Source organism: Niallia sp. FSL W8-0635 (genome assembly GCF_038007965.1).
Classification (GTDB): Bacteria; Bacillota; Bacilli; order Bacillales; family Cytobacillaceae; genus Niallia.
In genome coordinates this window covers 18,832-41,771 of sequence record NZ_JBBOYD010000001.1, presented here as the reverse complement: position 1 = coordinate 41,771, position 22,940 = coordinate 18,832, and the positions used below count along the sequence as shown (strand labels likewise).

The window sequence follows — 22,940 nt, the reverse complement described above, 5'->3', positions numbered from 1 at the left end:
TGCCGAGTAATCTTACTTAGCTTGCGCTAAGATTTTTTAGTTAAGTCCTCGATCTATTAGTATCAGTCAGCTCCACATGTCGCCACGCTTCCACCTCTGACCTATCAACCTGATCATCTTTCAGGGATCTTACTAGCTTGCGCTATGGGAAATCTCATCTTGAGGGGGGCTTCATGCTTAGATGCTTTCAGCACTTATCCCTTCCGCACATAGCTACCCAGCGATGCCTTTGGCAAGACAACTGGTACACCAGCGGTGCGTCCATCCCGGTCCTCTCGTACTAAGGACAGCTCCTCTCAAATTTCCTACGCCCACGACGGATAGGGACCGAACTGTCTCACGACGTTCTGAACCCAGCTCGCGTACCGCTTTAATGGGCGAACAGCCCAACCCTTGGGACCGACTACAGCCCCAGGATGCGATGAGCCGACATCGAGGTGCCAAACCTCCCCGTCGATGTGGACTCTTGGGGGAGATAAGCCTGTTATCCCCGGGGTAGCTTTTATCCGTTGAGCGATGGCCCTTCCATGCGGAACCACCGGATCACTAAGCCCGACTTTCGTCCCTGCTCGACTTGTAGGTCTCGCAGTCAAGCTCCCTTGTGCCTTTACACTCTACGAATGATTTCCAACCATTCTGAGGGAACCTTTGGGCGCCTCCGTTACTTTTTAGGAGGCGACCGCCCCAGTCAAACTGCCCACCTGACACTGTCTCCCACCCCGATAAGGGGTGCGGGTTAGAATGTCAATACAGCCAGGGTAGTATCCCACCAATGCCTCCACCGAAGCTGGCGCTCCGGCTTCCAAGGCTCCTACCTATCCTGTACAAGCTGTACCAAAATTCAATATCAGGCTGCAGTAAAGCTCCACGGGGTCTTTCCGTCCTGTCGCGGGTAACCTGCATCTTCACAGGTACTATAATTTCACCGAGTCTCTCGTTGAGACAGTGCCCAGATCGTTACACCTTTCGTGCGGGTCGGAACTTACCCGACAAGGAATTTCGCTACCTTAGGACCGTTATAGTTACGGCCGCCGTTTACTGGGGCTTCAATTCAGAGCTTCGCGCGAACGCTAACCCCTCCTCTTAACCTTCCAGCACCGGGCAGGTGTCAGCCCCTATACTTCGCCTTGCGGCTTCGCAGAGACCTGTGTTTTTGCTAAACAGTCGCCTGGGCCTATTCACTGCGGCTCTCTCGGGCTTTAACACCCAAAAGAGCACCCCTTCTCCCGAAGTTACGGGGTCATTTTGCCGAGTTCCTTAACGAGAGTTCTCTCGCTCACCTTAGGATTCTCTCCTCGCCTACCTGTGTCGGTTTGCGGTACGGGCACCATAAATCTCGCTAGAGGCTTTTCTTGGCAGTGTGGAATCAGGAACTTCGGTACTATATTTCCCTCGCCGTCACAGCTCCGCCGTATGGTAATGGGATTTGCCTCATTACCGGCCTAACTGCTTGGACGTGCTAATCCAACAGCACGCTTACCCTATCCTCCTGCGTCCCCCCATTGCTCAAACGATTTAAAGGTGGTACAGGAATATCAACCTGTTGTCCATCGCCTACGCTTTTCAGCCTCGGCTTAGGTCCCGACTAACCCTGAGCGGACGAGCCTTCCTCAGGAAACCTTAGGCATTCGGTGGATGAGATTCTCACTCATCTTTCGCTACTCATACCGGCATTCTCACTTCTAAGCGCTCCACCAGTCCTTACGGTCTAGCTTCAACGCCCTTAGAACGCTCTCCTACCACTGACATCATAGATGTCAATCCACAGCTTCGGTGATACGTTTAGCCCCGGTACATTTTCGGCGCAGAGTCACTCGACCAGTGAGCTATTACGCACTCTTTAAATGGTGGCTGCTTCTAAGCCAACATCCTGGTTGTCTAAGCAACTCCACATCCTTTTCCACTTAACGTATACTTTGGGACCTTAGCTGGTGGTCTGGGCTGTTTCCCTCTTGACCACGGATCTTATCACTCGTAGTCTGACTCCCAAGAATAAGTATTTGGCATTCGGAGTTTGTCTGAATTCGGTAACCCGATGGGGGCCCCTAGTCCAAACAGTGCTCTACCTCCAATACTCTAAATCTTGAGGCTAGCCCTAAAGCTATTTCGGAGAGAACCAGCTATCTCCAAGTTCGATTGGAATTTCTCCGCTACCCACACCTCATCCCCGCACTTTTCAACGTGCGTGGGTTCGGGCCTCCATCCAGTGTTACCTGGACTTCACCCTGGACATGGGTAGATCACCTGGTTTCGGGTCTACAACCACATACTATTTCGCCCTATTCAGACTCGCTTTCGCTGCGGCTCCGTCTTATCAACTTAACCTCGCATGTAATCGTAACTCGCCGGTTCATTCTACAAAAGGCACGCTATCACCCATAAAAGGGCTCTAACTACTTGTAGGCACACGGTTTCAGGATCTATTTCACTCCCCTTCCGGGGTGCTTTTCACCTTTCCCTCACGGTACTGGTTCACTATCGGTCACTAGGGAGTATTTAGCCTTGGGAGATGGTCCTCCCTGCTTCCGACGGGATTTCTCGTGTCCCGCCGTACTCAGGATACACTCAAGAGGGAACGAAGTTTCGACTACAGGGTTTTTACCTTCTACGACTGACCTTTCCAGATCGATTCGTCTACCCCGTTCCTTTGTAACTCCATATAGAGTGTCCTACAACCCCAAGAGGCAAGCCTCTTGGTTTGGGCTAATCCCGTTTCGCTCGCCGCTACTCAGGGAATCGCGTTTGCTTTCTCTTCCTCCGGGTACTTAGATGTTTCAGTTCCCCGGGTCTGCCTTCAGTACCCTATGTATTCAGGTAAAGATTCTATCCCATTACGGATAGAGGGTTTCCCCATTCGGAAATCTCTGGATCAAAGCTTACTTACAGCTCCCCAAAGCATATCGGTGTTAATCCCGTCCTTCATCGGCTCCTAGTGCCAAGGCATCCACCGTGCGCCCTTTCTAACTTAACTTAGTTTCGACCAAAGATAAGCGGCGTATCTCTTCGTCAGCTCTCTCACTCTGCTCCTCACGTACTAGCGTACGCTCCGGTGCTCGCTCGGTCGCTTCCTTGACCTACTTGCTTCTCTTTGCTCTCAAATCTTCGAATAAGCATTCGATTAATACGATTACTTTTCAAAGAAGTAATTCTCTAAAATAGAGAATCTAAGATGGCGATTACTCGGTTTATCTTGGTTACTTCTATTTAATGATTTAGTTTTCAAAGAACAATTTTGGTGGAGCTTAGCGGGATCGAACCGCTGACCTCCTGCGTGCAAGGCAGGCGCTCTCCCAGCTGAGCTAAAGCCCCAAAAATGGTATATAATTTTAAAATGGTGGGCCTAAATGGACTCGAACCATCGACCTCACGCTTATCAGGCGTGCGCTCTAACCAGCTGAGCTATAGGCCCATTTTATGTTTGATAAAGTAAAAAGGTTCTTACCTTATCTATTTTTTGAGGAATTGCTCCCTCAAAACTGAACAACAAATCGTCAACAATCTTTGATGGAATGTAAATTCCATTTTCCTTAGAAAGGAGGTGATCCAGCCGCACCTTCCGATACGGCTACCTTGTTACGACTTCACCCCAATCATCTATCCCACCTTAGGCGGCTGGCTCCATAAAGGTTACCCCACCGACTTCGGGTGTTACAAACTCTCGTGGTGTGACGGGCGGTGTGTACAAGGCCCGGGAACGTATTCACCGCGGCATGCTGATCCGCGATTACTAGCGATTCCAGCTTCATGTAGGCGAGTTGCAGCCTACAATCCGAACTGAGAATGGTTTTATGGGATTTGCTCGACCTCGCGGTTTTGCTGCCCTTTGTACCATCCATTGTAGCACGTGTGTAGCCCAGGTCATAAGGGGCATGATGATTTGACGTCATCCCCACCTTCCTCCGGTTTGTCACCGGCAGTCACCTTAGAGTGCCCAACTTAATGCTGGCAACTAAGATCAAGGGTTGCGCTCGTTGCGGGACTTAACCCAACATCTCACGACACGAGCTGACGACAACCATGCACCACCTGTCACTCTGTCCCCCGAAGGGGAACGTCCTATCTCTAGGAGTGTCAGAGGATGTCAAGACCTGGTAAGGTTCTTCGCGTTGCTTCGAATTAAACCACATGCTCCACCGCTTGTGCGGGCCCCCGTCAATTCCTTTGAGTTTCAGCCTTGCGGCCGTACTCCCCAGGCGGAGTGCTTAATGCGTTTGCTGCAGCACTAAAGGGCGGAAACCCTCTAACACTTAGCACTCATCGTTTACGGCGTGGACTACCAGGGTATCTAATCCTGTTTGCTCCCCACGCTTTCGCGCCTCAGCGTCAGTTACAGACCAAAGAGTCGCCTTCGCCACTGGTGTTCCTCCACATCTCTACGCATTTCACCGCTACACGTGGAATTCCACTCTTCTCTTCTGCACTCAAGTCCCCCAGTTTCCAATGACCCTCCACGGTTGAGCCGTGGGCTTTCACATCAGACTTAAAGGACCGCCTGCGCGCGCTTTACGCCCAATAATTCCGGACAACGCTTGCCACCTACGTATTACCGCGGCTGCTGGCACGTAGTTAGCCGTGGCTTTCTGGTTAGGTACCGTCAAGGTACAAGCAGTTACTCTTGTACTTGTTCTTCCCTAACAACAGAGTTTTACGATCCGAAAACCTTCATCACTCACGCGGCGTTGCTCCGTCAGACTTTCGTCCATTGCGGAAGATTCCCTACTGCTGCCTCCCGTAGGAGTCTGGGCCGTGTCTCAGTCCCAGTGTGGCCGATCACCCTCTCAGGTCGGCTACGCATCGTTGCCTTGGTGAGCCGTTACCTCACCAACTAGCTAATGCGCCGCGGGCCCATCTGTAAGTGACAGCGTAAACCGTCTTTCAGCTTTTCCACATGAGTGGAAAAGGATTATCCGGTATTAGCTCCGGTTTCCCGAAGTTATCCCAGTCTTACAGGCAGGTTGCCCACGTGTTACTCACCCGTCCGCCGCTAACTTTAAAAGCAAGCTTTTAAAGTCCGCTCGACTTGCATGTATTAGGCACGCCGCCAGCGTTCGTCCTGAGCCAGGATCAAACTCTCCAATAAAGAGTTGATTAGCTCATTGCTAAACTCTAGCTTTTTTGTTACTTGTTGTCATTCTATAACGTTAGTTATAAAACGTTTATTGTTGACGTTTGTTTGTTCAGTTTTCAAAGAGCAATTAATTTGTTGCTATCAGAAGCAACTTTTATATAATATCATAATCTCTCACTAATGTCAAACACTTTTTTAAAGTGTTTCCAGCGATTAATACAATCAATCTGGCGACTTTTTATATATTATCACCCTTTCTTAATGAAGTCAACACTTTCCCATTGTCTTTTTTATTATTTATATTTTAGCAATTTAATTAAAACAAAACTTCATTTGATATATTCCTAATTAATAAAGAGAAATATTTTCTCTACTCTTATACATCCCCCCAATCAAAGAAAAAAGATTATCTATACTTCCCTCAAAGTTTTATTTACTTTGAAGTAGATTTAGATAATCTTATCGCTAAATTCAATAATTAAATAATATATAGTTGAATCGCTACTAATGCTGCCACGCCTGGGATTCCTAATATCCCTGATACAGTTGAAGTTGCAAAATTTATTGGCACATGTATACCATATTGATTACCAACCGTATTTAAAAAAAATAAAAACAATGCACCAATCATAATTTTAATAATACCTTGTCCAATCATTCTAAGCGGCTTTATTGGTGTTCCCACTACTAGCAACAAAATAATTAAACCGATGACAATAGATATAATAACAACCGGACTCACTATCCATCCTCCCTCACTATGCTTGTATTTATAAATATGTACCTTTTCTATAAATAAGACCTAGGAAGGACAACTTTTCTTTTTAATTATAAGTTTAATTAGCAGCTTAAAATAAAAAACAGACTGAGTAAAAAACATTTCCCACTCAGTCTGTTTATTTTATTTTAGCAAGTTTATTTTTCTTTGCTTTGCTTCTTTAAATAAAAAGAAATATTTCGCCTCTGATAGCTTAGCACCACTAATTACTTCATCGGAAGGGTCAAAACTTTTATCTAATAGACTCTTATCATTTAACCATTCTTGTTTTAAATGACTAAATTGGACTAATAGCTTTTCATCGAATTCCTTCCTTAACTTTCCTTTTCTTTGAAAGAACATCACTAGCCCTCCTATCTTTACACTTCTCTTCTACCTTCTAATGCTTTAGATAGTGTAACCTCATCTGCATATTCTAAATCTCCACCCACTGGCAAACCATGAGCAATTCTTGTTATCTTAATTCCTGATGGTTTTAAAAGACGGGAAATATACATGGCTGTTGCCTCTCCTTCTATATTCGGATTGGTTGCCATAATAACTTCTTGCGCTTCATCATCTTGCAATCTTTTTATTAATGACGGTACATTAATATCTTCTGGTCCTATACCATCCATCGGAGAAATAGCGCCATGGAGCACGTGATAAAGTCCATTGTATTCTTTCATTTTTTCCATAGCTATAACATCTTTCGGATCTTGCACTACACATATAATACTTCTGTCTCTTCTACTATCTTGGCATATATAACAAGGATCTTGGTCTGTAATATGTCCACAAACAGAGCAATAAGTAAGATTTCTTTTTGCATTAACAAGTGCCTTTGCAAAATCTAATACTGTATCTTCTTTCATATTTAATACAAAAAAAGCCAGTCTTGAGGCCGTTTTAGGCCCGATGCCTGGCAATTTCATAAAGCTGTCGATCAGCTTTGATATAGGTTCAGGATAATGCATAATCTTCCTCCTTAAAACATTCCAGGAAGATTTAATCCTTTTGTAAACTGACCCATTGTAGAGTTAGTAAGTTCATCCGCTTTTTTTAATGCATCATTTGTTGCTGCCAAAACAAGATCTTGCAACATTTCTACATCTTCTGGATCAACAACCTCTTCCTTAATAATAACATCAATAATTTCTTTATGGCCTGATACAACAACAGTTACCATTCCACCACCTGCTGTTCCTTCGATTTTCTCTTCACCAAGCTGTTCTTGAGCTTCTGCCATTTTCTTTTGCATTTTTTGCATTTGCTTCATCATATTTTGCATATTTCCCATTCCACGCATATCTAATTACCTCCAAGTTTATAGTTTCCATTGGTTTATCTACATATTATGTACATATATAACCAATAGGTTCAAAATTAATCCTTCACTTCTAATAATTCTTCACCGAATAATTTTATTGCCTCCGAAACAACAGGATTATCTTGACGAGTTTCATCGTCTGCCTCGTTTGACTCAGCATGATGGGAACTATTTAAAAACTCTTCCCTAATATTGAGCCATTGTTCTTCCGGGACTCCTAATAAATTATACCTTGTACCTATAAGCTGATACAAAGAATTAGTAATCGTCTCTATAAATTTACCATTATCTAATGCCATTTGACAGTGGATTTCATATTTAAACTTAATTATCAAGGAGTCTCCTGATGCAGCAACTGGTTCCGCTTCATTTAATAACGCTGCTTGCGATCTCATTTGGTTTTGCACCAGCGTATTTAACATTGCTCCCCAATTACTTTTTACTTTTTGCAATTCTTGCTTCGTTGCACTTTTAAGTGTTTCTGTTATTTTACCAAGAGGAGCCTGGAATCCTTTTCTATTTGATCTTACTTTTTTCTGTGCTGGCTGTGCTTCAGTTGCTACTACTACACCCTTTTGCTTAAGATTTGTAACTTCTTCTTCTAAAAAAGTTATCTTATTAAGTAAAGATTGTATTTCAGGGATATCCACATTTGATTGCCCAGATGACTTAGCCGTCTCCAACTGACAAAGCCTTACAATTGCCACTTCTAAAAAGATTCTAGGATGGTTTGTCCAACGCATATCTTGCTGCGTTTTATTCAATACATGAATGAGCTCATAAATTTGTTCATGGGTATACGCTTCCGCAAGCTCTTTAAAATCATCATCTAATAAAACTCTCTCTAAAGATTCTTCTAAACGAGGCGCTGTTTTATACAGCAGCATATCCCGGTAGAAAAAGATAAAATCTTCAATAAATCGATTAGAGTCTTTACCAGAAAGAAGTAATTCATCTAACGATTGAAGACCTCTTACCGTGTCTCCATCTAAAATTGCTTTAGATAAGGTATTTAAAAAGTTTTGGGAAACAGCACCTGTCACTGTCAAAGCATCTTCTACTGTAACCACTTCATTGCTATAAGAGATAGCTTGATCTAATAAGCTTAATGCATCGCGCATTCCGCCATCTGCTGCTCTTGCAATCATTTGCAGTGCTTTTTCCTCACAGGAGATTGCTGACTCATCCATAATCAATCTCATTCGATTGACAATCGCTTGCGATGTAATCCGTCTAAAATCAAATCGCTGACATCTTGAAATAATCGTTAAAGGAATTTTGTGAGGTTCAGTAGTGGCTAAAATAAAAATTACATGTTTAGGGGGTTCCTCCAATGTTTTCAAAAGAGCATTAAAGGCTCCAATTGATAGCATATGCACTTCATCAATAATATAAACTTTATAAGGTACAGAGCTAGGAGCAAACTTAACCTTATCTCTTATATCCCTTATTTCTTCTACTCCGTTATTTGAAGCAGCATCTATTTCGATTACATCAGGTATAGTGCCGTCTGTAATTCCCTTACATGCATCACATTCATTACAAGGTTCACTGATTGGTGCTCTCTCACAGTTAACAGCTTTCGCTAAGATTTTCGCCGCACTTGTTTTCCCCGTTCCCCTTGGACCAGAGAATAAGTATGCGTGAGAGATTTTTTGCTGAAGAAGGGCATTTTGCAATGTCTTTGTTACGTGTTCCTGCCCTACCACATCTATAAACTGTTGAGGACGCCAAACCCGGTATAAAGCTTGATAGTTCATAGTACCCTCCATTTTTTATTTTCATTCATTATTATAACTTATCCATTTATAATTTTACATACATAATAGCATACATACTAATATGGAAATAGTTATTCTCAATGAAAAAGAAAATCATCTGTTCTTCAAGCGTAAGAATCATAGGTAATTGCTTTAACTTACAAAAAAACTCATCCGATAAGGATGAGTTTTGTATGTATAAATTATAACTGCCGTGCACCTTTCATCGACTGGCACCCATAAGCGTTACTTAAGTAGTTAGCTCAGTCCAGGTAACCCTGCGGCACATGGGGGTGTCCACTTAATGCTGCTTCCTTCCGGACCTGACATGGTTCATGGATTCCCATTGCGCAGGACCCGGACGTCAACACCACTTACTTAAGGCAGACCCTACAGGATACCAGCCTCAGAAAGGAATTCAGCCTCGCTAGAGCGGATTGCGAGTACAGGGCACCGCTACCTCCCCGCTTAGCACGACAAAATTGATACCGAATATTAGGTGTCCTAAGACACACTCTTAGTATACTGATAATGACAGGAAAAATCAACATAAAGCATTTGTTAATTATTGTAAGCTCCTGTGTTTCCTGCCTTTAATCGTTTTTCTTCCTTCCTCCGGGTTCTTATTTCCTGAAAAAAAGAAGTTAATAACCGACCACATTCTTCTGCTAAAACACCAGAAATCACTTCACTCTGATGATTAAATCGACTATCTTGAAGCAGATTCATAAAGGTACCAGCACATCCTCCCTTAGGATCAACAGCTCCATAAACCACTCGAGGGATACGGGACAGCAAAATAGCACCAGAACACATTGCACATGGTTCAAGCGTAACATAAAGTGTCGCTTCTTCTAACCTCCATGTCCCCAATGTTTTACACGCTTTCTCTATAGCAAGCAATTCTGCATGCGCAACAGCAGATTGATCCGTTTCTCTTAAGTTATGTGCTCTTGCTATTACCTCACCCTTATAGGCAACAACTGCTCCTATTGGCACCTCTCCTATTTCTGCCGCCTTCTGCGCTTCCTCTATAGCTATTTTCATAAAAAATTGATCTTCATTTTCTTCCATTCTTAAGCCCACCTATATAAAAACACAAAATTTGTAATGAAATTTCTTCTTTGACTTAAACTAAGTTAGTAATAATATTGGTTTGATTGATTTTACCCTCTAACAACCATAACCAATGCTTCATTCTACCATTTTACATAGAAAAGGAGAACTGTATGGAAGCATCTAACACCGCTCTTTTAATTATTGATATGATAAATGATTTTAATTTTGATCACGGAAATATCTTAGCAGAAAAAGCATTAATCATTGCAGAACAAATTCAATTACTAAAAAAACAATGCCAAAAAGAAAATATCCCCATCATCTATATCAATGATCATTATAATCTATGGCAAGCAGAATTAAATAAAGTAGTGGAATATTGCAGCAATGAAAAAAGCGATCAAGTTATCGACAAAATCAAGCCAAATGACTCAGATTACTTTCTAATAAAACCAAGACATTCTGCCTTTTACGGAACCGCACTATATACATTACTTAATCAGCTCCAAGTAAAAAAGCTTATCCTTACCGGCATAGCAGGCAATATTTGCGTTTTATTCACCGCTAACGATGCCTATATGCGAGAATACCCTCTTCTTATCCCTGACAATTGCATTGCTTCTGTCGACGATAAGGATAATCAATACGCTATTCGTATGATGAAAAATGTCATGAGCGCGAAAATATTTACATTCAAAGAAAATACCAGCATTTCTAACCTTTCCTCTTCATAAGCTTTAATAATGTATCCTTATCAGGAGGGAAGAATATGCAAATTCATGTTGTCAGCAATAATCAAACCTTAACAGGCATTGCAGCTGCATACAGTACAACGGTTAATGATTTGATAGAAGCCAATGACCTACCAAATCCAAATCGATTAACAATAGGGCAAGCACTTCTCATTCCCATTATCGGAAGCTTTTATTGGGTAAAACCAGGAGATAGTCTCTGGTCTATCGCTCAAAGATTTAGAGTTAATTACGAACAATTGGCTTCTATTAATTCCATTCCTGTTAACCAACATTTACAAGTCGGCTTACGTTTATACATTCCCGAGCTACCTAAAAGACCCGTAGATACTAACGCGTATGTGGAACCACGAGGCACTTCCGTTGCGCCAAATTTAGAGGCAAGCGCACGAGAAACCGCTCCTTATTTAACTTATCTCGCTCCTTTTAGTTTCCAAGCACTACGAGATGGCACTTTAAAAGAACCGCTTCTAAATAATTTCCCAAGTATCGCACAAAGAAATAATAATGTATTAATGATGGTTATTACGAATCAAGAAAATGATCAATTTAGTGATGAATTAGGAAGAATTCTGTTAAACGATGAAACCATTCAAAACAACTTTATCAATAATATTGTCACAACTGCAAAAAAATACGGGTTTAAGGATATTCATTTTGATTTTGAATATTTAAGACCAGTTGATCGCGAAGCTTACAACTCCTTCCTACGCAAAGCCAAAAATCGTTTTTCACAAGAAGGCTGGCTATTATCGACTGCATTGGCACCAAAAACAAGTGCCAACCAAAAAGGCAAGTGGTATGAAGGGCATGATTACAGAGCCCACGGGGAAATTGTTGATTTCGTTGTTATCATGACATATGAATGGGGATATAGCGGCGGACCTGCAATGGCTGTTTCCCCTATAGGTCCGGTTAGAGATGTTCTACAATATGCCGTAACGGAAATACCTTCCTCTAAAATTATGATGGGGCAAAATCTATACGGATATGATTGGACATTGCCATTCGTTGAAGGTTCAGTCGCCAGAGCACTTAGTCCTCAAGCAGCCATTCAGCTGGCAGCTGATAACAATGTTGCTATATTATATGATCAAAAAGCACAGGCTCCCTATTTTAAATATACCGATAGCGAAGGGAAACTACATGAAGTATGGTTTGAAGATGCCCGTTCCATTCAGGCTAAATTCAATTTAATTAAGGAGCTTAATTTAAGAGGAATTAGCTATTGGAAATTAGGGTTATCCTTTCCTCAAAACTGGCTTTTAATCCTTGATAATTTCCAAGTAACTAAACGAGCATAAATAATAAGGAAAGGTCTGCCTCAAACAGAGCTTTCCTTATTTCTTTCTAACCAATTAATTTCGCATAAATTGATTTAGCCACACTTTCTTCTGAAGTTCCATGAATGATTGCGCGTCCATCTTTAAAAAGAATCACACGATATGCATCATAATGAAAAGATAATAAATAAGGATTGGCCGTTAAATGTACCACAAGTGACTTCCACTGCTGAGAAAGCTCATACAAATCCAATTCCTTTGACATAGGTGGACGAATATGAACAGCATCCCGCCCACATAGTACAGCTACTTTCGTTTGGTTTCGAAAAGATAAATATGGGAAATCTGCTTCTATTCCACATGTAGGACAACTATTATTTCTTAATTTCGCGACATTCATTTCCACATATTCCATTTTCCAAATATCAAAAGAACGAAGGACTGGCAATATCGTTTTACCTGACAGAATTTGCATTGCTTGTGATACTTGCATTGCAGCAACCCACTGAACAATTGGACTTATGACCCCTGCTGTATCACATGTGACTTGCTGAGAAGGAAGCTTGTCAATCAAGCAATGGAGACACGGAACATTCCCTCCAACAACTGGATAAGAAAGCCCATAGCTCCCGACACAAGCGCCAAATATAAAAGGAATTTGATGCTTAATCGCAGCATCATTTATTACAAGCCTCGTTTCAAAATTATCCGTTCCATCTATTAAAATGGAAGCACCATGAATGAATTTTTCAATAGTTTGGTAGTTTATATCCTCCACAATCGATTCTATTAGAGTATAACCACTAATTTCCTTTAGTCTCTTCTTAGCCGCAATTGCTTTAGGAAGCTTTTTCGCAGCATCCTCTTCTGTATATAGCTGTTGTCTTTGGAGATTACTTTGTTCCACATAATCTCGATCGATAATGGTTAGTTTTCCTATTCCAGCTCTGACTAACATCTCAGATACTGCCGAACCTAAGGCACCTGCTCCTAAAATAACAGCATGACTATTTTCAATATTCCTTTGCCCATCTTTTCCAATAAATAATTCCTGTTTCATAAAACGACTAGTCAAGATGTAATCATCCCTGTCAACGGACTACTCGCAACTCCAAAATTTTTCTCTTCTATTCTCCCTGCTTCATATCCTAGTCTGCCTGCCTCGATAGCTAGCTTCATAGCGAGAGCCATTGTAACTGGATCTTTCGCATTTGAAACCGCCGTATTCAAAAGCACCCCATCTGCTCCAAGCTCCATTGCATATGCTGCATCCTTAGGAGAACCGACTCCCGCATCAACAATAACAGGTATCGTGCTTTGTTCTATGATGAATTGTAAATTTAATGGATTAATAATTCCTTTCCCAGACCCAATTGGTGAAGCACCTGGCATAATGGCATGTACACCTAGCTGCTCTAGCCTTTTCGCAAGCACCACATCATCAGAAGTATAAGGCAACACAATAAATCCTTCTTCTAATAGCTGTTCAGAAGCTTTTAACGTTTCTATCGGATCTGGCAGCAACGATTTGTCACAACCGATTACTTCTACTTTGATCATGTCACATAATCCGGATGCCTTTGCAAGCTTCGCAATTCTCACCGCTTCTTCTGCATTTTTTGCTCCAGCAGTATTAGGAAGTAGTGTATAACGAGTTAAATCTAATTGCTCTAAAAAGTTCGGCTGTGATTCTTCAAATATATTCATCCTGCGCACAGCAAAAGTTAGAATCTCACTTTCAGATACTTCCACAGCCTTTTTTTGCACCTCAAATGATGGATATTTCCCTGTTCCCAGTAGTAAACGAGATTGAAAAGTACGATTTGCTATTTTTAACATCTATTACCCTCCTCCAACAAAATGGATTAATTCTACTCTATCTCTTTCTTTCAATATATAAGTTTGGTATTGATCTTTTTGTAAAATATCTCTATTTATTTCTACTATGACAATACGATTATTTAACTCAAATAAACACAACAAATCCTCCACTGTGGCTACATCTTTTGGTAATTGCTGTTCCTTACCATTCAATTGTATGTTCAATTACATCCCTCCCCTAAGAGCAAAATTATTACGTTCCACTTTAAATGCTTCTATCCATGCTTTCTCTACAGGTAAACCAATCATTAAATCACGAATCATCTTCCCTGTTGCAGGCGCTAATAATATGCCATTCCTTTGATGCCCAGTTGCAAAATATAACCCTTTCATCTCTGGATGTTCTCCTATAAAAGGATATCCATCATTCGTTTGCGGTCTAAGTCCCGCCCAGGCCCTTTTCCATTTCATTTCTCCAATTTCAGGAATCATCCTTTTTGCTTTTTGTATTACCTCTTCTATTCCATCAAGGGAAGGTTCCTCACTCCAATCATTCCATTTTTTTGTTGCACCAATAATGAGTTCATTATTATTTCTAGGTACAATGTAAAATTGATCATGAAATACAGAATAATGTAACGGAGCTCCTTCATTGACTACAGCCACACATTCGCCCTTTACAGGAACAATTTCATGAGATAATCCTAATTGCTGAAAAAAGTAATTACTCCACACTCCGCTCGCAATAACAACTTTATCTGCCAAAAAGGTCCCTTGTGATGTTTTTAATAAATATCCCATTCCATTCTTTTCCACTCTTAATACACGGGTATATTCATAAATTTCAGCTCCGAATAGTTGAGCCCCTTTACTCAGACCATTACATGCTATTAATGGGGTAATATGTACATCTTCTTTTAAATAAGCAGCTCCTATGAAATCTGCTGCTAACTGTGGAACTTTCCCCCTTGCTTCATTGCAATCCAACCATTCCACCGACGACAACGAAAGAATCGATTCCAGGTCTCTCTTTTCTTCCTCTGAATAAGCAAGCTTCAATAATCCGCCATTTTTCTTTTCAAAATCAATAGCTGTAAGCTCTCTTATCTCTTCATAAAGGTCTTTATATAAAAGCTGGCTACTTCTTGCAAATGGATAGAGATGCTTAAATTCCTTGTATTCAGAATGTGCACCAAGCATCCCGGCTGCTGCACTAGTTGATTTCCCACCAACTTGGTGTGCTTCTAAAATAGCTACCTTTTTCTTTTCTTTTGCCAAATAGAAAGCAATAGAACTACCGATAATTCCGCCACCAATAATGGCGACATCAACTTTCCTAGCTTCCAAGCTCATCACATCTTTCTCTTATCCTTTTCACTGTCTTTAATGGATGGGATGATGAAAAAATAGCCGACATAATAGCCACTCCATCTACCCCCAAATTAGCTAGTTCACCTATTCGGTCTTCCGTAATCCCTCCTATAGCATACAGGGGAATAGATATATTTCTTTTAATATCTGAGATAGTGGACAGTGCAATAGGCGACTTTCCCTTTTTACTATTTGTAGGATAACAATGACCATATAGGATATAATCTGCATTCCTTTTATCTGCTAAAATAGCCTCTTCTTTGCTATGAACGGATACACCTATAAACATTTCAGGAAACCTTGTTTTCACGTGATGAACAGACAATCCACTTGACGGTAAATGGACATTTTTTAACGAGAGCAATACTCCAACATCAAGACGATCATTAACGATTATTTTACTCGCAGGTACTCCTTCCTTAAGCAAATAATCACATAGCCAATAAATTTCTTTTGGACTTTTGGCTTTCTCTCTAATTTGCAAATAATCCACATATGGATGGATTTCTAATAAAATAGCAGAAAGCTCCTTTAAAGATTGTTTATCATCTGTTACAGCCATTATCTTAATACTCATCACCCCCAACTTATCATGTAGAAGGAAAAGTGGCGAAAAACGCAAAAAACCACTTTTCCAATTATAGAAAAGTGGTTAATAAACTACACCTAATGAAAAGTTCATCAAGCATACATATTTAACGATACTCCACTTTCCTACGCAGGTACGAACCTGTTCAGGTTTTGAGGGTTTAAAAGTAACTACTTTATTCTCAGCCCTTATCAAGGGATCCCCTAGTGATTCATTTATAAACTTTACCCATATAATACCATACATTAATAATTTATCAATTGAAAATTCTTAAATTTTATACTTTTTCACCAACTCCACATAATTATTCAGCTAGAATATAGGTTTACAACAGAATAATTATTTAGGAAAAAACAAGCATATGTCCTCTTTCCCCTCCATGTGTTAAAATGACTCTTGTACTATTTTTATTACTTACTAAAAGAAGCAAGGGCTGTATATATAAAGTTTGTCTTTGTTTAACGAACCCGCAAGCCTTTAAGCTTCTAAAATAAGAAAACAGGAGGGACAAGTGTGAATAGTATCCCTTTTATTACAGTAGAAGGACCTATCGGAGTTGGGAAAACTTCTTTAGCTAAATTACTCTCAGAGTATTTTCAATACGAGCTTCTAAAGGAAATCGTCGAAGAAAATCCTTTCCTCGGAAAATTTTATGAAAACATTGATGAATGGAGCTTTCAAACAGAAATGTTTTTCTTATGTAATCGATTTAAGCAATTAAACGATACAAGAGACCATTATTTAACTAAAGACATTCCTGTGGTTGCAGATTATCATATATTAAAAAATCTTATTTTCGCAAAAAGATCTTTACAGGATAGCGATTTAGAGAAGTATGTGCGTATATACGAAGTGTTAACAGAAGATCTGCCAATGCCAAATATTATTATTTACTTACATGCCAGTTTGGATACAATAATGGCACGAATAAGAAAAAGAGATAGAGACATAGAAAAAAATATTAGTCCTCTTTATTTAGAGCAACTAGCTTCTGATTACGATATTGTCATGAATGACTTCAAACAAAATAATCCACAGATTCCTGTATTAGAATTCAATGGAGATACACTGGACTTTGTTCAAAATAGGCAAGACTTAGTAAAAATTATTAACACAATAAAAGAAACTTTAAATATAGGAGCCTTTAATCATGAATCTACGAACAAAATATAATATTCCTAGCAATTCCGTTATTACGATTGCTGGAACAGTTGGTGTTGGTAAATCAACTTTAACAAACGCATTAGCAGATGCTTTGCAATTTCGAACTTCCTTTGAAAAAGTTGATACAAATCCATACCTTGATAAATTTTATCATGACTTTAGTCGATGGAGTTTTCATCTACAAGTATATTTTTTAGCAGAACGATTTAAAGAACAAAAAAAAATCTTTGAATATGGTGGAGGATTTATCCAAGATCGCTCTATTTATGAAGATACTGGTATATTTGCAAAAATGCATTATGAAAAAGGGACAATGTCAGAAGTAGATTATGAAACATATACAAGTTTATTTGATGCAATGGTGATGACTCCTTACTTCCCTCATCCAGACTTGTTAATATATCTTGAAGGATCTCTTGATGATATTTTACAGCGTATTGATAGACGAGGTCGAGAAATGGAAAAACAAACACCAATTGATTATTGGACAGAGATGCACGGAAGATACGAAAAATGGATTGAGTCTTTCTCAGCCTGCCCTGTTCTTCGTTTAAATATAAACGAGTATGATGCAATTGCTGGGACCCAATCTATCGAACCAATTTTAGAAAAGATTAGTACAATTATTCAGCAAAAAAACTATAGCCGAAAAGCATAAAAAAAGACTTTCCCTGTTTTCGCGATTACAGCCAGCTCCATCTTAAGGATAGCTGACTGTAATCCAAAACATAAGGAAAGTCCTTTTTTCTTTCTTTCTATATTTAAAAAAATACAAATAAAAAACCTGCTACTAAAGTAGCAGGTCACATATATCTCCAAATATTATGCGCAATGTAAATTTAAAAATCATGGAGGAGGAAAGGGGATTCGAACCCCTGCGCGGTTTGACCCGCCTGTCGGTTTTCAAGACCGATCCCTTCAGCCGGACTTGGGTATTCCTCCATCAGACAAGTAATAATATATCATCTATAGAAACATAAGTCAACTATATTTTTCATTTTTTTTATTTTCCCTATAAAAAACCGGATACAAAAAACTTCCCTGTCGTGAGCAATTGTTCTCCTCCAAACTAGGATTAACTGACCTCATGAGAGGATATACATCCCTCTCACGAGACCTAGCACCCTTTTATTATTCTGGAGAAATTACTTCTCTATTTCTCATATAAGGTCGAAGCACTTCAGGAATTACAACACTACCATCTGCTTGCTGGTAATTCTCTAGAATTGCTGCAACTGTTCTTCCAATTGCAAGACCAGATCCATTTAATGTATGCACATGCTCTGGCTTTCCTTTAGGCTCTCTGCGGAAACGAATATTTGCTCTTCTTGCTTGGAAAGCTTCAAAATTACTACAAGAAGAAATTTCTCGATACGTATTATAACTTGGAATCCATACTTCAACGTCATATTTTTTTGCTGCTGTAAATCCTAAATCTCCTGTACACATGCTCAAGACACGGTATGGTAATCCTAATAACTGCAAAACTTTTTCTGCGTTACCTGTTAAAGACTCTAACTCCTCATAAGAATCTTCTGGCTTCACAAACTTAACAAGCTCTACTTTGTTGAATTGGTGTTGTCTAATCAGTCCTCTTGTGTCTCTTCCAGCAGATCCTGCTTCAGAACGGAAGTTTGCACTAAATGCAGCATATTTGATCGGAAGCTGATCTCCATCAAGAATTTCATCTCTATGCAAGTTTGTTACAGGTACCTCTGAAGTTGGAATTAAGAAATAGTCTTCTTTTTCTATTAAAAAAGCATCCTCTTCAAACTTAGGCAATTGTCCCGTACCTGTTAGACTTGCTCTATTTACTAAGAAAGGCGGGATAATTTCTTTATAACCATGTTCCTCTGTATGCAAATCAAGCATGAAGTTAAATAATGCTCTTTCTAGTTTAGCCCCTAAACCTTTATAAAATACAAAACGGCTTCCTGTTACTTTTGCTGCTCTTTCAAAATCTAGCAAATCTAAGTCAGTAGCAACATCCCAGTGTGGCTTTGGTTCAAAGTCAAATTTTCTAATTTCGCCCCATTTTCTAATTTCGACGTTATCATCTTCTGTATCTCCTACTGGAACACTTTCATGAGGAAGATTCGGAATTCCAAGCATAATGGTTTGTAATTTTTCTTCTACTTCACGTAGCTCATTGTCATATTCTTTAATTTTTTCGCCAACTTCTCGCATTTCCACAATAAGAGCTTCTGCATCCTTTTTCTCTCTCTTTAATACTGCTACTTGCTGTGATACTTCATTTCTTTTACTTTTCAATTGTTCTGTTTCAACAATAAGCTCTCTTCGTCTTACATCCAATGCTTCAAAATTCTCAAGCTCTGATAAATCTTCTCCTCGATGCTGTAATTGACTTTTCACAAAATCAAAATTAGCACGAACAAATTTAATATCTAGCATATTTTATTCCTCCCATTTTCATTTTTACATGCAATCTACTTTTTATAGAGTCCAGGTCCTGTATTAGAAATCCTCAAACTTTTTTCGCAAACAAAAAACTCCCGTCCCCAAAAAAGGGACGAGAGTTACCCGCGTTGCCACCCTAGTTAAAAGCAAAAAACTGCTTTTCACCTTAAAGATCATAACGGTTTTTAACCGAAAACAATTACTAGCAAACATATGCGTTCCTTGTTTTTACTCTAGGATGGATTCACAAGCTTTATTCACCGATTCACACCAACCATCGGCTCTCTTTTAGAATAAGTAACCTGTTACTATTTCCTATCATAGTAGATTCCATATATTAATTGCATTTATCTTACTATAATTATTTCCGAAATTCAACCGCTTATGCAAATAAGTGTTGCTTAGCCTCAATCGCCATATTGATAAAATACCCAGTTAAACGATGATCCTCTGTTAATTCAGGGTGGAAAGAACATCCTAAGAATTGTCCTTCTCGCGCTGCTACAATACGATCATTATGTTTAGCCAATACTTCAACATTCTCCCCAACGCTCACGATATGTGGTGCACGAATAAATACGGCTGTAAAATCCTCTGCAACTCCTGCGATATCTAGGTTTGCCTCAAAGCTTTCCCTTTGTCTACCAAAAGAATTACGCTCAACTTGTACATCTATTACACCAATATGAGGTTTATCATAGCCCTTAATGGATCTAGCCAATAAAATTAAACCAGCGCATGTTCCAAACATTGGTTTCCCAGATTGAGCGAACGCTTGAAGTGCCTCCATAAACTCATATTTATCAATTAACCGGCGCATCGTAGTACTTTCTCCGCCAGGAATAATTAAGCCATCGATTTCATCTAGCTGTTCTTTTTTCTTTACAATAATAGCATCTGCATTGTTCGCCTCAATAGCATTAATATGTTCTCTTACAGCCCCCTGTAAACCAAGGACCCCTATTTTTACGTTTGGCACTGTACTCATCTTACCAACCACGCTCTTGCATACGTGCTTCTGGGCTTAAGCTAGAAATTTCAATTCCTTTCATTGCTGTTCCAAGGTTTTTAGAAATTTCTGCAATTAACTTATAATCTTGATAATGAGTAGTTGCCTCTACGATTGCTCTAGCAAATTTTGCAGGGTTGTCTGATTTAAAAATACCTGAACCTACGAATACACCATCTGCACCTAAGTGCATCATTAAAGCTGCATCAGCAGGTGTTGCAACACCACCAGCAGCAAAATTAACAACTGGTAGACGACCTAATTTTTTAATTTCTAAAAGTAGCTCATATGGTGCGCCTAAGATTTTTGCTTCTGTCATTAATTCATCTTCATTCATATGTACAACTTTACGGACTTGTGCATTAACTTTTCTTATATGACGAACTGCCTCAACAATATTCCCTGTTCCTGGTTCCCCTTTTGTGCGAAGCATAGAAGCACCTTCCCCGATACGTCTTGCTGCTTCTCCAAGATCACGACATCCACATACAAACGGAACAGTATATTCATTTTTATTTAAATGATACTCTTCATCTGCTGGAGTTAAAACTTCACTCTCATCAATATAATCAACACCCATAGCTTCCAACACTCTAGCTTCAACAATATGACCAATACGTGCCTTTGCCATTACAGGGATTGTTACTGCATTCATTACTTCCTCTACGATTGTTGGATCTGCCATTCTAGCTACCCCACCAGCTGCGCGAATATCTGAAGGAACTCGTTCAAGAGCCATTACTGCTACCGCTCCTGCTTCCTCTGCAATCTTGGCTTGCTCTGCGTTCACAACATCCATGATTACTCCGCCTTTTTGCATTTCAGCCATTCCACGTTTTACTCTTTCAGTACCAGTTTTCATCGTTTGCCCCCTGTAAAGAATCTTTTTTTAAAAGCAAAATTATTGTAATCTTTTGAATAAAAATGTAATTCCCTAATGAAAATAAACAATAAAAAAGAGCTTCTGTCAATACAAGAAGCTCTTTTTCTTTCATTTTATAAAATGTATGCGATTTATCCAGCCGATCCTTCCCTTTGTTGTTTTTCAAAAAAACTATTCCTTTAAAAGGTTTGATTGAGTGAAAGACAAATGAATTAGAACCAACCTTTTACAGTATCAAAGACACTGTCCCATACATTAGAAAAGAATGAGCCAATTCCACGCATAGCTAAAACAAACCAATTTGCTTTTTCCACTGTTTCATTCGCTACTAAGTCTACTTGTACCTTTTCTTTTCCATCAGTTGTTAAGAATGCCACTTCTTTTCCATCTTTCGTTTGTACCGTTACATAACCAACCTTATCTCCTTTTTTAACTGGAGCTGTTAGTTCACCATCATCATTTAATTTTTTTTCATCCAATACTATTTTCGCAACATAATTTTCTTTTTCGCTATTTTTAATTACTAAGTTAATTGCATCCTTAGTACCAATACTTACTTTATCTTCTTTTCCTTTTGTTACATCTAACGTTTTATTTTTCGCATCTACATAATTTGCTGGAAGAATCTCTTCTGTAGAGAAATTACCAAAAGCATAGTCCAATACTTTTCTTGCTTCTGCAAAACGAGAATCTTTCGTTTCACTTTTCATAATAACTACAATAAAACGTTGATCTCCTTTTTGAGCAGTAGCAGTAACATTAAATTTAGCATAATCAGTAGAACCGGTTTTTAATCCATCTACTCCTTCATACCCAAAAATCAGAGAAGGTATCAGCCAATTGAAGTTTTTATATTCTCTTCCATCTCTAAACTTTAAGCTTGCCATACCAGATGTCTCTAATATTTCTGGGTAATCATGGATTAAACGGTAAGCTAATTTAGCAACAGCTTTAGCCGACATTTTATTTTCATCTTTCTCGCTTCCAGCTGGGATATTTCCTAATAAATCACTGTTATTTAAACCAGAAGAGTTAACAAATTCAAAATCAACTAATCCTAACTCTTCAGCCTTTTGATTCATTACACTAATATAGTTTTTTTCTGTACCTGCGATTAATTCTGCTAATGCAACAGTAGCAGCATTTCCTGAGTGAATAGCCATCGCTTGATACAATTCCTTAACTGTGTACTCTTCCCCTTCAGTTAACCCTACATTTGATAACCCAGGAGCACCAGATAGTCTGTGAATATAGTTATTTATTTTTACTTTTTGATCCCATGTGATTTTTCCATTTTTTATGGATTCCAGAACAATATATTCTGTCATCATCTTTGACATGGAAGCAACTCCAAGAAGTTCATCCGTATTTTTTTCATATAATATTTCACCAGTATTTGCATCTACTAGTATCGCTGCTCCTGCATCTAATCCAAGCGCATCGTTTTCAGCAGCACTTGCTTGATATGGTAGAACTGTTGATAGTGTACTTAAGAATAGTACCGCGATGATGAAAGATACCGTCCACTTTTTTACATGTTTCAATATTAAAACCTCCAAAACTATTTTATCTATTAATCTATCTTTTTTTTTAGTTAATTATTTCCCTTGTACAGTTTAACATAAAAAAAATAAAAAAAATAGACAGTGCACTTGGTCACTGTCTATTGTAAATTA

The 22,940-nt window shown here is 39.3% G+C and carries 19 protein-coding genes, 3 tRNA genes, 2 rRNA genes, 1 other RNA gene, 1 riboswitch and 1 other annotated feature; of the genes, 4 read left to right on the top strand and 21 right to left on the bottom strand.

Annotated features, from left to right (window positions below; all coding sequences use genetic code 11):
- Window positions 1-36 precede the first annotated feature (36 nt).
- From NYE52_RS00200 to tadA, 11 genes are all read right to left on the bottom strand, one after another.
- Window positions 37-2,971, bottom strand: a 23S ribosomal RNA gene (locus NYE52_RS00200).
- Window positions 2,972-3,233: 262 nt separating this feature from the next.
- Window positions 3,234-3,309, bottom strand: a tRNA-Ala gene (locus NYE52_RS00195).
- 23 nt (window positions 3,310-3,332) lie between these two features.
- Window positions 3,333-3,409 (bottom strand) — tRNA-Ile (locus NYE52_RS00190).
- Window positions 3,410-3,531: 122 nt separating this feature from the next.
- Window positions 3,532-5,080 (bottom strand): 16S ribosomal RNA (locus NYE52_RS00185).
- The 16S and 23S rRNA genes sit together here with 2 tRNA genes alongside, the layout of an rRNA operon.
- A 466-nt stretch (window positions 5,081-5,546) precedes the next feature.
- Window positions 5,547-5,810, bottom strand: coding sequence for a pro-sigmaK processing inhibitor BofA family protein (locus NYE52_RS00180; protein ID WP_031539269.1), 264 nt, complete (start codon window positions 5,808-5,810; stop codon window positions 5,547-5,549).
- Between the two features lie 159 nt (window positions 5,811-5,969).
- A complete protein-coding gene (locus NYE52_RS00175) occupies window positions 5,970-6,188 on the bottom strand; it encodes a YaaL family protein (protein ID WP_341191259.1) in 219 nt (72 codons plus the stop codon).
- A gap of 17 nt (window positions 6,189-6,205) precedes the next feature.
- Window positions 6,206-6,802: a recombination mediator RecR gene (gene recR, locus NYE52_RS00170; RefSeq protein WP_341191258.1), complete on the bottom strand. Its 597-nt coding sequence runs from the start codon at window positions 6,800-6,802 to the stop codon at window positions 6,206-6,208.
- Window positions 6,803-6,813: 11 nt separating this feature from the next.
- Complete coding sequence (locus tag NYE52_RS00165; RefSeq protein WP_047944843.1) at window positions 6,814-7,134, bottom strand: YbaB/EbfC family nucleoid-associated protein; 321 nt, start codon at window positions 7,132-7,134, stop codon at window positions 6,814-6,816.
- Window positions 7,135-7,211: 77 nt separating this feature from the next.
- Complete coding sequence (gene dnaX, locus NYE52_RS00160; protein ID WP_341191257.1) at window positions 7,212-8,915, bottom strand: DNA polymerase III subunit gamma/tau; 1,704 nt, start codon at window positions 8,913-8,915, stop codon at window positions 7,212-7,214.
- A gap of 212 nt (window positions 8,916-9,127) precedes the next feature.
- Window positions 9,128-9,392, bottom strand: an RNA gene (gene ffs, locus NYE52_RS00155) — signal recognition particle sRNA large type.
- Between the two features lie 84 nt (window positions 9,393-9,476).
- Window positions 9,477-9,989 (bottom strand): tRNA adenosine(34) deaminase TadA, encoded by a 513-nt coding sequence (gene tadA, locus NYE52_RS00150; RefSeq protein WP_341191256.1) that lies wholly within the window; start codon window positions 9,987-9,989, stop codon window positions 9,477-9,479.
- 155 nt (window positions 9,990-10,144) lie between these two features.
- Here tadA and NYE52_RS00145 point away from each other — a divergent pair, with 155 nt between their 5' ends.
- Together NYE52_RS00145 and NYE52_RS00140 are read left to right on the top strand one after the other, a co-directional pair.
- Complete coding sequence (locus NYE52_RS00145; RefSeq protein ID WP_341191255.1) at window positions 10,145-10,708, top strand: isochorismatase family cysteine hydrolase; 564 nt, start codon at window positions 10,145-10,147, stop codon at window positions 10,706-10,708.
- A 35-nt stretch (window positions 10,709-10,743) separates the two neighbouring features.
- A complete protein-coding gene (locus tag NYE52_RS00140; protein WP_341191254.1) occupies window positions 10,744-12,030 on the top strand; it encodes a glycoside hydrolase family 18 protein in 1,287 nt (428 codons plus the stop codon).
- 46 nt (window positions 12,031-12,076) lie between these two features.
- Here NYE52_RS00140 and NYE52_RS00135 read toward each other — a convergent pair whose 3' ends face one another.
- Genes NYE52_RS00135 through NYE52_RS00115 form a run of 5 tightly spaced genes read right to left on the bottom strand, consistent with a single transcriptional unit; the run spans window position 12,077 to window position 15,778 of the window.
- Complete coding sequence (locus tag NYE52_RS00135) at window positions 12,077-13,084, bottom strand: ThiF family adenylyltransferase (RefSeq protein WP_341191253.1); 1,008 nt, start codon at window positions 13,082-13,084, stop codon at window positions 12,077-12,079.
- Window positions 13,081-13,848: a thiazole synthase gene (locus NYE52_RS00130; RefSeq protein ID WP_341191252.1), complete on the bottom strand. Its 768-nt coding sequence runs from the start codon at window positions 13,846-13,848 to the stop codon at window positions 13,081-13,083. Before NYE52_RS00130 ends, NYE52_RS00135 begins: the two co-directional genes overlap by 4 nt.
- Before the next feature lie 3 nt (window positions 13,849-13,851).
- On the bottom strand, window positions 13,852-14,055 hold the full coding sequence (thiS, locus tag NYE52_RS00125; protein ID WP_341191251.1) for a sulfur carrier protein ThiS: 204 nt from the start codon (window positions 14,053-14,055) through the stop codon (window positions 13,852-13,854).
- Window positions 14,056-15,183: a glycine oxidase ThiO gene (gene thiO, locus NYE52_RS00120; RefSeq protein ID WP_341191250.1), complete on the bottom strand. Its 1,128-nt coding sequence runs from the start codon at window positions 15,181-15,183 to the stop codon at window positions 14,056-14,058.
- Window positions 15,167-15,778, bottom strand: a complete 612-nt coding sequence (locus NYE52_RS00115; protein WP_341191249.1) for a thiamine phosphate synthase — start codon at window positions 15,776-15,778, stop codon at window positions 15,167-15,169. The genes thiO and NYE52_RS00115 overlap by 17 nt, the downstream gene beginning before the upstream one ends.
- A gap of 117 nt (window positions 15,779-15,895) precedes the next feature.
- Window positions 15,896-16,005, bottom strand: a riboswitch (TPP riboswitch).
- Window positions 16,006-16,303: 298 nt separating this feature from the next.
- Here NYE52_RS00115 and NYE52_RS00110 point away from each other — a divergent pair.
- Window positions 16,304-16,963, top strand: coding sequence for a deoxynucleoside kinase (locus NYE52_RS00110; protein WP_341191248.1), 660 nt, complete (start codon window positions 16,304-16,306; stop codon window positions 16,961-16,963).
- Window positions 16,941-17,612 carry a deoxynucleoside kinase gene (locus NYE52_RS00105; protein ID WP_341191247.1) on the top strand — a complete coding sequence of 224 codons (672 nt, stop codon included), beginning with the start codon at window positions 16,941-16,943 and terminating at the stop codon, window positions 17,610-17,612. Before NYE52_RS00110 ends, NYE52_RS00105 begins: the two co-directional genes overlap by 23 nt.
- Before the next feature lie 191 nt (window positions 17,613-17,803).
- Here the strand turns inward: NYE52_RS00105 and NYE52_RS00100 are convergent.
- The 5 genes from NYE52_RS00100 to NYE52_RS00080 all read right to left on the bottom strand — a co-directional run bounded on the left by NYE52_RS00100 (window position 17,804) and on the right by NYE52_RS00080 (window position 22,808).
- Window positions 17,804-17,896 (bottom strand) — tRNA-Ser (locus tag NYE52_RS00100).
- A 189-nt stretch (window positions 17,897-18,085) separates the two neighbouring features.
- Entirely contained in the window at window positions 18,086-19,366 is a 1,281-nt protein-coding gene (serS, locus tag NYE52_RS00095) for a serine--tRNA ligase (protein ID WP_341191246.1), read from the bottom strand.
- Window positions 19,367-19,477: 111 nt separating this feature from the next.
- Window positions 19,478-19,703: a binding site (T-box leader), on the bottom strand.
- Between the two features lie 51 nt (window positions 19,704-19,754).
- Complete coding sequence (pdxT, locus tag NYE52_RS00090; RefSeq protein ID WP_341191245.1) at window positions 19,755-20,360, bottom strand: pyridoxal 5'-phosphate synthase glutaminase subunit PdxT; 606 nt, start codon at window positions 20,358-20,360, stop codon at window positions 19,755-19,757.
- Between the two features lies 1 nt (window position 20,361).
- Window positions 20,362-21,243: a pyridoxal 5'-phosphate synthase lyase subunit PdxS gene (gene pdxS, locus NYE52_RS00085; protein ID WP_341191244.1), complete on the bottom strand. Its 882-nt coding sequence runs from the start codon at window positions 21,241-21,243 to the stop codon at window positions 20,362-20,364.
- Window positions 21,244-21,476: 233 nt separating this feature from the next.
- On the bottom strand, window positions 21,477-22,808 hold the full coding sequence (locus NYE52_RS00080) for a D-alanyl-D-alanine carboxypeptidase family protein (RefSeq protein WP_341191243.1): 1,332 nt from the start codon (window positions 22,806-22,808) through the stop codon (window positions 21,477-21,479).
- Window positions 22,809-22,940 lie beyond the last annotated feature (132 nt).